The 12932-nt window shown below is 37.9% G+C and carries 11 protein-coding genes; 3 read left to right on the forward strand and 8 right to left on the reverse strand.

Translation table 11 applies throughout. The annotated features are described in order from the left end of the window. The first annotated feature begins 5 nt into the window (after window positions 1–5). The 3 genes from RGU12_RS23360 (at window position 6) to RGU12_RS23370 (ending at window position 3573) form a co-directional block, all read left to right on the forward strand. On the forward strand, window positions 6–1232 hold the full coding sequence (locus RGU12_RS23360) for an NAD(P)/FAD-dependent oxidoreductase (protein ID WP_309538199.1): 1227 nt from the start codon (window positions 6–8) through the stop codon (window positions 1230–1232). Window positions 1233–1520: 288 nt separating this feature from the next. Next, window positions 1521–2450: an ABC transporter ATP-binding protein gene (locus RGU12_RS23365; RefSeq protein ID WP_309538200.1), complete on the forward strand. Its 930-nt coding sequence runs from the start codon at window positions 1521–1523 to the stop codon at window positions 2448–2450. A 1-nt stretch (window position 2451) separates the two neighbouring features. Further along, a complete protein-coding gene (locus RGU12_RS23370; protein WP_309538201.1) occupies window positions 2452–3573 on the forward strand; it encodes an ABC transporter permease in 1122 nt (373 codons plus the stop codon). Between the two features lie 309 nt (window positions 3574–3882). Here RGU12_RS23370 and RGU12_RS23375 read toward each other — a convergent pair whose 3' ends face one another. The 8 genes from RGU12_RS23375 to RGU12_RS23410 all read right to left on the reverse strand — a co-directional run bounded on the left by RGU12_RS23375 (window position 3883) and on the right by RGU12_RS23410 (window position 12737). Further along, window positions 3883–4659: an ABC transporter permease gene (locus RGU12_RS23375; protein WP_309538202.1), complete on the reverse strand. Its 777-nt coding sequence runs from the start codon at window positions 4657–4659 to the stop codon at window positions 3883–3885. Beyond that, a complete protein-coding gene (locus tag RGU12_RS23380) occupies window positions 4656–5627 on the reverse strand; it encodes an ATP-binding cassette domain-containing protein (protein ID WP_309538203.1) in 972 nt (323 codons plus the stop codon). The genes RGU12_RS23375 and RGU12_RS23380 overlap by 4 nt, the downstream gene beginning before the upstream one ends. A 255-nt stretch (window positions 5628–5882) precedes the next feature. Continuing rightward, window positions 5883–6350, reverse strand: a complete 468-nt coding sequence (locus RGU12_RS23385; protein ID WP_309538204.1) for a glycosyl-4,4'-diaponeurosporenoate acyltransferase CrtO family protein — start codon at window positions 6348–6350, stop codon at window positions 5883–5885. Between the two features lie 13 nt (window positions 6351–6363). After that, window positions 6364–7482: a glycosyltransferase family 2 protein gene (locus RGU12_RS23390; RefSeq protein WP_309538205.1), complete on the reverse strand. Its 1119-nt coding sequence runs from the start codon at window positions 7480–7482 to the stop codon at window positions 6364–6366. A 17-nt stretch (window positions 7483–7499) separates the two neighbouring features. Next, the gene (locus tag RGU12_RS23395) at window positions 7500–8834 is read right to left on the reverse strand and encodes an aldehyde dehydrogenase family protein (protein ID WP_309538206.1); all 1335 of its coding nucleotides are present in this window, start codon (window positions 8832–8834) and stop codon (window positions 7500–7502) included. After that, a complete protein-coding gene (locus RGU12_RS23400) occupies window positions 8827–10323 on the reverse strand; it encodes a phytoene desaturase family protein (RefSeq protein WP_309538207.1) in 1497 nt (498 codons plus the stop codon). The genes RGU12_RS23395 and RGU12_RS23400 overlap by 8 nt, the downstream gene beginning before the upstream one ends. A 29-nt stretch (window positions 10324–10352) precedes the next feature. Further along, a complete protein-coding gene (locus tag RGU12_RS23405; protein WP_309538208.1) occupies window positions 10353–11195 on the reverse strand; it encodes a phytoene/squalene synthase family protein in 843 nt (280 codons plus the stop codon). Between the two features lie 24 nt (window positions 11196–11219). Further along, window positions 11220–12737: a phytoene desaturase family protein gene (locus RGU12_RS23410; RefSeq protein ID WP_309538209.1), complete on the reverse strand. Its 1518-nt coding sequence runs from the start codon at window positions 12735–12737 to the stop codon at window positions 11220–11222. Between the last annotated feature and the right edge of the window lie 195 nt (window positions 12738–12932).

Consider the following 12932-nt stretch of genomic DNA (forward strand, 5'->3'; position numbering starts at 1 on the left):
TATCAATGAATTTACAATCTGGAACATATTATTGGCCTGTTACTTTTCCTGATGCTCCCTCATACCCAGCATTGGAAGAAGACCTATCTTGTGATGTATTAATTATTGGAGGTGGAAGTTCCGGGGCACAGTGTGCATATTATCTTGCTGATGCAAATTTAGATGTGGTTGTAATTGAAAAATCAAAAATTGGCAGCGGCAGTACTAGTACGAATACAGCTCTTATTCAATACTCCGGTGAAAAAATGTTTACAGATCTGATCAATACCTTTGGAGAAAATTACATAAAGAGGCACTTACACCTATTAAAAGAGGCTATTAATGACATTGAAGCATCCTCAAAAAATGTCTCAATTGATTGTGAATTCAACAGAAGAGATACTCTTTATTCTGCTAGCTGTGCAGAAGACGTTGAAAGCCTAAAAAAAGAATATGAATTTTTAAAGCAGAATAATTGTGAACTTTCTTTTTTAACAAAGGAAGATATTGAAGCAAGATATCCTTTTAGCAGAGATGCCGCTATTTATTCGTACGATGATGCAGAAATCAACCCTTTCCGATTCACCCATGCTTTGTTGGATTACTCCACCAAAAAAGGAATCCGTGTATATGAACATACAGAAATGAACGGTCACCGTTATGATAAGGAACTTGGAAAGATGATTGTTTCTACAAAGAATGAGTGTTCTATCCAAGCACGCTATGTTATTTTTGCAGCAGGTTATGAAGGAATAGAAATTAAAAAGGAGAAAAAAGCTTCCTTTGTAAGTACATATACGGTAACCACCAATCCAGTTGAAAATCTCTCTGAATGGTATAATCGGACACTTATCTGGGAAACGGCACGTCCCTATTTATATCTGCGTACAACTAGAGATAACAGAATTATCATAGGCGGACTTGATGATACTACCACCTATCCTAATGACCGCGACAGTAAACTGATTCACAAAAAGAATAAACTAATTGAAGAGTTTAATAAATTGTTTCCAAATATTAGAGTACAGCCCGAATATTACTTGACTGCATTTTATGGAGGCATTTTAGACGGCATTCCGATTATTGGTAAATATGAAGAATATCCTAATAGCTATTTTCTATTTGCCTTTGGCGATAATGGCACGGTTTACAGCCAATTGCTTTCGAAATTGATTGTAAAGGAGATTGTTGAAGGAAACAGTCCAGATCTCGCTTTATACTTACAAGAACGCCCCTTGATAAACAAGGGATGAAAAAATGGGGTCACAACTCCATTTTTTTGTTTTATACAGTTTTCCCCGTCAAGAACGCCCTTCTTTTTGTAATTTTTGACTCCTCTTTTAAAACTTCATTTACTTATGATCCAGTTCCCTATCTGTATAAGCGGCAGTTTTTCAAAAAGCCATTTGCTAATCTTGACCTGAGTATCCTCAAAATTTATGAATCTTTAAAGATTCCACAACATAAAAATAACTTGGTATTATTTTTGGAAATTGAGAGTTTTACAAAAATCACTGGCATTTAAGAAAGGTGATGTAACTATGAATATTTTAGAGGTTCGGAATTTAAAAAAATCCTTTGGTTCCATTCAAGCCGTTAAAGATATTAGCTTTTCTGTAAAAGAAGGAGAGATTTTTACCATCATCGGACCAAATGGGGCAGGAAAAACCACAACACTTGAGATGATTGAAGGCTTGGTTACACCGGATCATGGAGAAATACAGTTTGGTGAATTGAACTGGAACAAGCACGCAATAACCATTAAAAAGAAAATTGGTGTTCAGCCACAATCTAGTGCCATGTTTGACTTATTGACGCCTGAAGAAAACTTGAATCTATTTGCTACATTTTATGATAAGTCGCGGTCAACAGAGGAAATTCTTAAATTAGTTAATCTAACCGAGCACCGTAAGAATCAAGTCAAAAAATTATCTGGTGGTCAACGGCAACGCCTTGCAATCGGGCTTGCCATGATTAGTGATCCTGAAGTCGTATTCTTGGATGAACCAACAACTGGACTGGATCCTCAGGCACGACGCAATGTTTGGGAGATTATTCTTGAGCTTAAGAAATTAGGGAAAACGACTATTCTCACCACTCATTACATGGAAGAGGCGGAAAAACTTAGCGACCGGGTGTGCATCGTTGACCAGGGGTTGGTCGTAACCTTGGACTCCCCTACCGGATTAATCGAAAAATTAACAAATGAAAGAGAGGTTCGACTATCCTTCCTTGATGGAGAGAAAGCCGCTCTTGATGCAGAGCGTTTTGCAAAAGCTCTTGATTCTGTGACACGGACGGAACGTGAAGATGCCGCACTTAAGCTATGGACAATTAAACCCGAGGATTTACTGTTTGACCTATTTAAATTTACAAAAGACAAGGAATATCAAGTCGAACAAGTTTCGATTCATGAAATGAGTCTTGAAGATGTCTTTATCGCTTATACCGGTAAGGAGTGGAGGGATTAAGATGAATAATTTCAAGCAATTTAAACAAATGTTCCTTGCACAATTAAAATTAACATTCCGTGAAAAACAAGCGTGGTTTTGGGGAATCTTTTTTCCAATTATTCTAATGGTTATCTTTATGACGATCTTTGGTGGTGGTTCAAATGACGATTTCAGCACCAAAGTTGTTATTGTTAATGAATCTTCAAATGAAATATCTACTATGATGGCCAGTCAATTAGAAAAAATCCCTATTATTGAAACGAATGAAATTAGTTCTGTAAGTGAAGAGAAAGCAAAAGCTTTAGTAAAAGAGAAGGAAGTCGATGCTGCCATCATCTTGCCAGAATCAGCACAGGCAACTTCGATTAAACTGATCGTAAACAAAGAAAATGAACAAAGTGTTTCAACCCAAGTCGTATCAGGTATCCTGGATAAATTCATTCAGCAGGCAAACTTGCAAGCAGTTGGTGCAACCCCAACCTATGAGCAGCAATTTGAAACCATTTCCTCAGGCAGTCCGGAATTAAAGTATAATGATTTTCTCTTAACCGGAATGATTGCTTTGTCGATTGCCCAAGGTGGCTTATTCGGAATGGTTGACTTAGTTGACATGCGCAGAAAAGGGTTAATAAAAAGGCTGCGGATGACCCCGGCAAAAATGGGTATCTTTGGCCTTAGTGATATGGTAATGCGTCTGTTATTTAGCATTATTCAAATCTTTCTCTTATCCTTAATAGGCGTATTCCTATTCGGAGCTAATCTGTTTATTAATTTCCCTAGTTTACTGCTGGTTTTCTTAATGGGAGCCCTCTCCTTCAATGCAATTGGTTATCTTATCTCTTCTTTTAGCAATACAAATGAGGCCTATATGGGAGTAGCGAACATTATCAGCTTTCTGATGATGTTTGTAAGCGGGATTTTCTTTCCGATTGAAACAATGCCCGAATGGCTGCAGCCTATATCAAACATTCTTCCGCTCACCTATTTTGCAGACGGTCTAAGAGACAGTATGGTCTATAATACTTCTATTCTTTCAGCCCCCCTTTGGTTTGGTTTTGGAAACATGCTCCTATGGGGTGGAATTGCCTTTATCATGGGTTCCTTGTTATATAAAAGAAAATCAATTGTATCAACCAGGTAGTACGATGAAACAAGGGACGTACTATCACATCAAACTTTCAAATAAATCCTGCCTTTCGTTTTCTAAAGGCCCGGCTGGTTCCTATCCTAGTCGGGCCTTCTTAGGTGCAAAATTTCTTTAAAAGACACAATCATTCCTAATATAAAACATAAGTTACTGCAAAAGAAAATTTTAAAAATATATCACTCAAGCCAATTATAATTTTTCAAAAAACTCAAGGCGGAAAAATTGAGGAACCTTCCAAATCTTTTTCATCTAAAAACAACAACCCGAGTCGTTATCTTCTTCCATTTCAACTGATATATAACCCTATCCTCTGCTCACAGCCTGACGAGCACTAACAGCAGCAAAACTGATGGTAGCAATACAGAATAAAACAATGACAATAAACGCCTTCCATATGTCACTTTCACCCCAGCCATCAATCATGACTGCACGCATGCCTTCAAAGACATAAGTCGTTGGATTAATTAACGCAGCTACTTTTAGCCAACCTGCTTCAATGAGATCATATGGGACAAAGGTCGTGCTAAGGAATAACAATGGGAAGAAGATAAACGTTCCAGCCTGTGCAGCTTGAGCATTTTTCGTTCGAAGAGCAAATCCAACGGAATAGCCCGCAAAAGCCAGACCCCATCCCACTGCGAGAAGAAGTACAACGACAACTCCTCCGAAGCCTGTTACCACTTTTAGTCCCATTAAAAACCCAATAAGGAGTATGAGAATCGTTTGAGCTAGAAGTTGCAACATCCCTGCAATAATGGGACCTAAAACAATAGCAAGACGTGATGCGGGGGTCAATAATAATCTCGAAAAATAGCCGTTTTCCAAATCTGTAATAAGAGACTGTCCTGCACCTCCTGCACCTCCAATGGCTCCCGAAACAATAGCTACAGGCAAAATAAACGCTAAATAACTAGCACCACCAAATGCTGGAAGTTCTGCAATCCCACTTAGTCCAGCTTGATATACAAATAGAAAGAAGAGACTAATCACCATATTTGGAATGAAGGCGAAAGGGTTACGAATTGTATTCAATAAACTCCTATTAGTAAAAAGCAATGTGTGCTTTACAAATATTTTCATGCATAAGCCTCCTCTCTCTTTAATTTTTCAGATTGAATGGAATGACCAGTCAAGTTTAAAAAGACATCATCTAAAGAAGGAGGAGACACGTTCAGGGTAATAGGAGTAATTGACTCCTGATCTAATAGACGAATAATTTCTGGCAATTTGGTTGTCCCTTTCTCCACAAACAACCTGAGTTCTGGCCCTGTATGTTTCTTATCACCTGCTAATCGTGCAAGCGATTTTGACGCACGCATAGCCTCTTCTTCAGTTGTGAAGACCAAATCAATAACATCTTTACCAATAGATGCTTTTAAATTATCCTGAGTACCAGATGCAACAATTTTCCCCTCGTTGATAATCGAAATACGATCTGCTAATTCATCCGCTTCCTCAAGATATTGAGTTGTCAAAAAAATCGTCGTGCCTTTTTCTTTATTTAGAGAACGGATTTCTTCCCAGATGAGTTTTCGGTTATATGGGTCAAGGCCTGTCGTAGGTTCATCTAAAAATAAGACCTTCGGGCGCTGAACAAGAGTTAATGCTAAGTCTAGACGTCTACGCATCCCACCTGAATACTTTCCACATTTTCTATGGGCATCTTCAGTTAAACCTACCAGTTCTAATAATTCGTCGGCTCTCTTCCTCGCCACGCTTGACTGAAAACCAAATAACCTCCCCTGAATCTCCAAGAGTTCACGAGCCGTCAACTGAGGGTCAATTCCCGTTTCTTGTAAAGCCACTCCAATCACACGCCGTATATGTTCCGGCTCACTCATGACATCGAAGCCTGCAATTTCAGCTCTGCCCGATGTGGGTTTTAATAAAGTGGTGATCATTTGTATAGTCGTTGATTTACCAGCGCCATTAGGTCCAAGGAAAGAAAAAAACTCACCCTCTTCAACATCGAATGAGACCCCTTTTACGGCTTGCACATTCCCTTTAAAGGTTTTAACCAGATTCTCCACATGTATCATTGGCTTCATTCTAATCACTCCTAGTATCATGAATATAAGACTAGCCTCTTCATATTGGATTGGAATTTTTGTGTAACATATTTATTTATATAAACCAATCGGTTAATTTATGATAAGAAATGTACTCCCCTAAATAAATGGGTTCAGCGTGAAGTCTTAACTGGTTGAAAGAGCTTTATCAAACTTTTCTATAAAGAATTGTTCTTCATTTCCTAGCCAATTGCGGAATTCGCCATCTATATTTAATCTTAAGTAAAACCTCATTTACTTAACAATAGACTCAATTCTTCCTCTGTTATAGCGTTGCGTGATGATAAATGGGATATTTGCAAGGAGTGCATAGGCTATTATAATCCACCCTGCCCAATATGGATTCCATAAGAAAAAAAATGGCGCTGGGAACATTAATAACCAATGGGTGAGCTCAGCCCTTTTTGTCTCGGCTGCAAAGATAATTAAATCCTCATGTTTCGTTCCATGTAAATGGCTTTTATTGAAACTTTTTTTCACAATGTAAGACCCATCTATTAAGTACCTTTTCCATTTCTTCACTAAAAACAGACGGTTCCATATCCTTCCATTCCCCTCCCAACTAGCGATTCGAAAAAACGCTATATCTTTTAGAAGATAACGTAAAGGAATTTTAAAGCATATAGCTGAAATCGCAAAATGGAGGATAAACCACCCCACTATATTAACAACAAGAAGACAAACTGCGTCTGAAACCTTCATAATTTCCCCCCATTTACACTTTTATCTTTCTACCCTTCCACATTACTGAATGTAAGACATGTGTACGATATAATGAATATAGAAAAATAGCTGTAAAAAACAGAACAAAAAGTGGGTAAAAAAATAGAACACTAATTCGGAAATTGCCTGCTCTTCTAGCTAGAAAATAAACATGAGCCCCATAAATTAAATAGCATATGACACTACATCCGATTGCCAAATATGATTCAGTTAGAAAAGCAACTATCAGGGCACCAACTGCCATGATAACACCGAATATCCATAATTGAATCAGCAACATAACCACTCTATGAGTAGATTGAGATGCTATAGCTAGGTTTTTTGTCCACCCTTCAATTAATTGCTCCCATCCTTCTCCATACATTCGTATGTTTATTATTCCTCTACCCACATAATTAGTGACAGCTAAGTCTTTTTCTAAAAAAACATCACTCAGTGCGAAGTCGTCCATAATAGATTCTTCTGCAGCTTCATGTCCTCCTGTTGCTAGGTAGCTCTCCTTATCACAAAGAATGCAAGGACCAAATGACCCTGCTGTTTTGAATTTTTCTTTCCAAATGGTAAATACATTCATTCCTGTTAAAACAATAATATTAAATATTACGGACAGATTTTCGTATGGCTTAATTATGCGATGATATGGTTGAATGGATAAGATGCCTTTCCCATCTTGTTTATTAAAAGTAGAGAGTATCATTGACAAGCTATCTTGATCTGCAAGCTGGACATCCGCATCTAAAAAAAGCAACCATTCTCCTTTTGCATGACGTGCTCCATAAGCACAGGCATTAGATTTACCCGGATTCATCTCGCCTATTGGGTTACTTTTTACAGCCTTTGCCCCATATGTAGTTGCAATTTCATACGTATGATCAACGGAACCATCGTCAACAACAATCACATCAAAATGCTTCCATTTTTGTGCTTGTAGAGATGTTAACAATGAGGGCAAACGATGTGCTTCATTTCTAGCTGGTATAATAATCGACAATAGAGGGAATGATTGTTCTTTCTGTTGTTTTTGTGGATGGATAGCAGACCAAAACATAATCAGTCCAGCAAATAAGCCTATTAAGGAAAGTATTTGCACGATAATATACAACGCTTCCATTTCTCACGTTCCTTCCACTAAAATATCCACCTACGTAACCTTCTCACCCATACAAATGCATGATCATAATAAGGTGGATACTTCTTTCTTAAGTATTTATAGTTAAACGCTCTATAATCTGTTTGCTGATAGCTGCAAGCGGAAAATCCCGCTTCTCCATGATAGGCACCAAAGCCGCTCCGCCCAATTCCACCAAAGGCAACTTGACTGCTTCCTGCATGATGGATCACCTTATTGACACTGACCATTCCCTTTAAATTCTGACGAAGCAATTGTATTTGGTCCATTTTTTTAGTGAACAGATATGTTGTAAGCGCATCTTTTTGAAGAAGATCAGAAGCGAGTAACGATTCCAAACTAGAGTAGGGTATAATCGGTAGAAGCGGCCCAAATATTTCTTTCTTCATAATTTCACTGGATTCATCTATATCTGTTAATACCGTCGGGGATATAGACCGCCGAGACGCATCAACCTTGCCACCATGCACTATAGTACCTTGTGATAAAAATTCCCTTACACGCTTAAAGTGAACATCATGCCCTATTGTGGCAAAATCAGAACACTCGTCAGGTTCTTCACCATAAAAATTAAGGATTGTTCGCACCACCATCTCAACTACTTTGGTATAAATCGACTCAGGAACATAGAGGGTGTCAGGGGCAATGCATGTTTGACCGGCATTAAAAAATTTCCCCCAAACAATTTCTCGAATATGCACCTCTTTAAAAGCTGTTTCATCTATGATACATGCATTTTTTCCGCCTAATTCCATTATGGTAGGAGTAAGTTTTGCAGCTGCTTGTTCGTACACTTTCTGTCCAACTTCATGACTTCCTGTAAAGATGATTAAATCGAAACCACGAGCAATCAATCTCTGTGCAACAGCTGCACCTCCTGTAACCACACAAATCTCCTTCTCCGTAAAATGGGAGTGAATGAGTTTCTTCAATAATTTATTAGTTACAGGAGCATATTCGGATGGCTTGATGACACAGATATTCCCAGCAGCAATGGCATTAATTACAGGTAAAAGAGCTAATTGCAAGGGATAATTCCATGGACTAATGATGAGCACTCTACCATATGGCACGGGGCGTTTAGTTATTTTGGCGAAATATCCGATCTTTATTTCATATTTCTTCTCTGGCTTTACCCATTTATGTAATTGTCTAAGCGTAAAATCAATTTCATTTAATAGAACAGCTATTTCCGAGGTGTAGCCTTCCATTTGTGGTTTTCCCAAGTCTGCCTGCAATGCTTGTAAAAGTGCCCCTTCATTTTTCATTAACATTCGTTTTAATCGCAGTAATAATTGTTTTCTTTTTTCAATAGAAATGACTTTCTTATCCATTTCGCTTATCACTTTCTAAAACCTTCTTGGCCACTTGTTGTCCACTAAGCGTTACCATTGGCATCCCAGCACCTGGATTAACAGTACCACCGACAAAATACAAATTACGATAGAGTTCACTTTGTTTCGGGTGCTTAAACCCTTTATTCACCTTTTTGTCCGAAACCGTACCATAAATCGCCCCTCGGTCTGATAAATAAGTGCGTTCAATATCATGTGGAGTCCACATATTCCTTGTGACAATACTCTCCCTGAGCCGTTCTAATCCCATATTTTCTAATTTAATTAACACCTTCTCGGCAAATTCCGTATATTCTTGTCGAGTCAAATGATTTTTTTGGATATAAGGAATATGAGGAAGTATTTTAAGATTCTCATGACCAGCAGGCGCTTGTTTCGCATCTGTTTTGTTCACATTCACCAAATAAATAACCGGATCATCCGGAAGTTTATGCTTTTTAAAAATCGAATCCATTTGCTGCTTCATATTTCTAGAAAAGAAAAAATTATGATGAGCAAGTTGAGGGTAATTATTTCTTACCCCTACGTGCAACACTAGGCCAGAGCTTGCAGGTTCGAATTTTTTATTTAGTTTATCAATATAGGATGGTTTTTCCTGGATTAATTGTTTATATGTCGGAATAACCTCCATATTAGAGATGAAGTAATCAGCAGTTAGTTTCGTTCCATCATCTACATATGCAGCTGTAATTTTTTGCTTTGATTTATCCAACTTCACAATTTTTTTCCCGAGGTGGAAAGTAACACCTAATTCTTCCGCTAGTTTTACCAAGGCATTTGCTAGATGATGCATACCGCCAGGCACATAGAAAATCCCCTGTGAATGCTGCATATAAATCATCATATTGAGAACCGCAGGTGCATGATAAGCAGAGGATCCAACATATTTCACGATATAACTCAGCATATCTCGAAGTTGTGGATGACTGATTCTCTGATTGATGGCATCAAACATCGTTGAGGATAAATCGAATTTACGCATCGATTGATAGACACCATGGTACTTCATAACTTCCTTTGAATTATCAAATCCTCGCTTAAAATAACCTTGTTCTGTTATGTCATATAGTTCCTTCGCATATTTCAATAACTTCTTATATTCTTTGATATCCTTGCTAGTCAAGGATGGATTTCGCTCTTCCATTTCCTGTAGACCCTCATGTAAATCAAGCACACTGCCGTTAGGAAAGAATGAACGCCACTGGTGATTCAATCGTTGAAACTGTACATAATCGGTCATTCGCTTTCCACTTTGTTGGAATAAGGTTTCGAATATATGAGGCATGGTGAGGATGGAAGGTCCTAAATCAAAGCCAAATCCATCCTGCTCTAAACGATTCACCTTCCCGCCGAGATGATTATTTTGTTCATATAACGTAACATCATATCCATGTTGCTGAAGTGATATCGCTGCAGATAGTCCACCAAGACCACCGCCTATTACAATCACTTGTTTCTTATTGGACATCTTGTAACCTCCTCTGCTTTTCTCTTTCTCTAAGCTCTAATCTGCTCCAGTCGCTCTTGGGCAACGAAATTCCTTTTCGATAAGCAGTCATAGTTATTTTCCCGAATAACATCTAAAATACCTCGGTAAACATTCGCAGACGCCGCTACTGGCAATCTACTATCGTTATCAAACTTAGCAAGATGTTCTGTGAAAGCATTATATAAGTTTTCAGCTCGTATTGCTAAATGTTCCCAGAGAGTGATAAATGAATCATCAATTATCCCATCAACCAACTTTTCTTCCCCATAGCCAAAACGTAATTGCTCCGTTACAGGAAGATAGATTCGATTCTTTTCATAATAATCTTCTCCTATATCACGTAATATGTTAGTGATTTGCATGGCAACACCGAGATCAATAGCAGCTTGTCTGAGTTCTTGCTGTTTCTCTGAGGCTATAATAGGGAGAAGCATTAACCCGACAGAGCCAGCAACATAATAGCTATACTGTTCCAACTCTTGCAATGTTTTTGGAGATGAGAAATAAATGTCCATCTCTTGCCCAATAAGTTGATCATAAAATGGTTGGATATCCATTTCAAAAGTATTAAATACATGTCGTAATGCTCGCCACAGTGGGTAATCAGGCTCTTCCTGACGGCTAAATGAATCAAGTTCATTGCGTAATTGTTTTAAAGCTGTCTTTTTAGCTGCAGTCGTATGGTTTTCGTCCACACTATCATCGGCAATCCTACAAAACGCATAAATGGCGTAGACAGCATAGCTCTTTTCAGCTGGAAGGCCTGAAAATGCATAATAAAAGCTTTTTGAATGTTTTTTAATCATGTTTTCACAGTATTGAAAATCTGCTTTTAACTGATGCTGCAACATATGATTCTCCCTTCCTTTAATAGTTTAATAGTCAAATAGAATTCCCTGGTCATCTGATATTAATTCCTGGGTAGCTATTTTTGCGGACAGAAGTACTATAGGCACACCTGCTCCCGGATGTGTGCTGCTACCAGTGAAGTACAAGTTTTCACAATGGGTTGCTTTACTTTGCGGCCTCATATGATTACTTTGCTTCAGTGTTGGCTGTAGTCCGAATGTCGCACCATTATACGCATTAAACCGTTCTTTGAAATCTATTGGCGTTATATAAGATTCCGAGATAATCTCTTGATCGATATTTTCAAAACCCTTTATTTTTTTCATTTCTCGAATTAAATAATCGCGGTAATATTGAATTGTTTCCTTGTTCCATTCGTACTTTGCTGTTGAAAGCTCGGACACGGGGAGCAAGACATAAATTCCTTCCTTCCCTTCAGGTGCCATTGATGGGTCAGCTTTAGATGGAATATGAATATAGAATGCACCCTCTTCTAGTTTTTCCCCTGTGAAGATGTCGTTGATATTTTTTTCCAGATCACTCTTAAAGACAAAGTTATGCACTTCTTCGACTTCATCATATTTTCGATTAGTTCCTAGATATAGAAGGAAGCAAGAACAAGAATATTTCAGTGCATCAATCTTTTCATCTGTATATTTTCCTTTCGCCTTTTTATCTTGTACAAGGTACTTCATTGCGTATGGAAAATCCGCATTACAAACAACGTAATCTGCTTTTTTCTTTTTCCCATTCACATAAATACCATCTGCACGCCCCGATTCTATGGAGATTTTTTCAACATTTGCATTGTAATAAATCGTCCCGCCAAGTTCATAGAATAATTTTTCCATTGATGTAGCCATAGTGTGCATTCCGCCCTTGATAAACCAAACCCCGTACATGAATTCAATCATTGGTATAATCGAGTACAAGGAAGGCCCGTTATATGGAGAAATACCTATGTACAACGTTTGGAAACTAAGCATGTTTTTGATTCGTTCATCTTTGATATATTTACCGATGAAATGATCTGCACTGTCAAAGGTTTTCAATTTCAAGGCTTGTTTAAGCATAAATAGATTGTAAAAGTCTTTATAATTGCGGAATGGTCGTTGAATGAAATGATCCCTTGCAACAATAAAACGTTTATAGATTTCCTGTAAATAATCAAGGAAACCTTGCGCATCATCAGGATTTATACTTTCTAGGGTATTCATCATTTTTGTTAAATCAGATGAACCTTTATATGGGCGATCCATTTCATCGTTAAAATAAACTTGAAACATCGGATTGAGCTGCTGCATTGGAATATAATCATCAGGATCACGTCCGCATAATTCGAATATTTCTCTGTACAATTCCGGCATCATGACAATGGTCGGTCCTAAATCAAACTTAAAACCGTCCTTTTCAATGCGATGCATCTTCCCTCCAGGTAATGCTTCCTTTTCAAACAATTCCACCTCATACCCTGCATGTTGTAAACGAATCGCACTTGCTAAGCCTGCTACACCTGCTCCAATAACAATTACTTTTTTCTTCATATTTGTACTCCTCTAGGTTATTTCTGTCTTTTCTTTTTCTTTATAAATTACGTACATTTGTATAACGTTTGTATATTCATTGATCACCAAGAAACCTGTATGTAGTTTATTTCTAACTCTTCATTCATAAGCTTCCTATAAGCACCATTGGAACATTGCCCTCCGAATTGAATAAGGAGGGCATGTTGTTTCCAT

It is taken from the genome of Ferdinandcohnia sp. QZ13 (assembly GCF_031324165.1).
Lineage (GTDB): Bacteria > Bacillota > Bacilli > Bacillales > Bacillaceae_L > Ferdinandcohnia.

Coding starts and splice junctions, on each gene's coding strand:
- RGU12_RS23360 (WP_309538199.1), top strand. CDS start 6: ATGAATTTACAATCTGGAACATATTATTGGCCTGTTACTTTTCCTGAT.
- RGU12_RS23365 (WP_309538200.1), top strand. CDS start 1,521: ATGAATATTTTAGAGGTTCGGAATTTAAAAAAATCCTTTGGTTCCATT.
- RGU12_RS23370 (WP_309538201.1), top strand. CDS start 2,452: ATGAATAATTTCAAGCAATTTAAACAAATGTTCCTTGCACAATTAAAA.
- RGU12_RS23375 (WP_309538202.1), bottom strand. CDS start 4,659: ATGAAAATATTTGTAAAGCACACATTGCTTTTTACTAATAGGAGTTTA.
- RGU12_RS23380 (WP_309538203.1), bottom strand. CDS start 5,627: ATGAAGCCAATGATACATGTGGAGAATCTGGTTAAAACCTTTAAAGGG.
- RGU12_RS23385 (WP_309538204.1), bottom strand. CDS start 6,350: ATGAAGGTTTCAGACGCAGTTTGTCTTCTTGTTGTTAATATAGTGGGG.
- RGU12_RS23390 (WP_309538205.1), bottom strand. CDS start 7,482: ATGGAAGCGTTGTATATTATCGTGCAAATACTTTCCTTAATAGGCTTA.
- RGU12_RS23395 (WP_309538206.1), bottom strand. CDS start 8,834: ATGGATAAGAAAGTCATTTCTATTGAAAAAAGAAAACAATTATTACTG.
- RGU12_RS23400 (WP_309538207.1), bottom strand. CDS start 10,323: ATGTCCAATAAGAAACAAGTGATTGTAATAGGCGGTGGTCTTGGTGGA.
- RGU12_RS23405 (WP_309538208.1), bottom strand. CDS start 11,195: ATGTTGCAGCATCAGTTAAAAGCAGATTTTCAATACTGTGAAAACATG.
- RGU12_RS23410 (WP_309538209.1), bottom strand. CDS start 12,737: ATGAAGAAAAAAGTAATTGTTATTGGAGCAGGTGTAGCAGGCTTAGCA.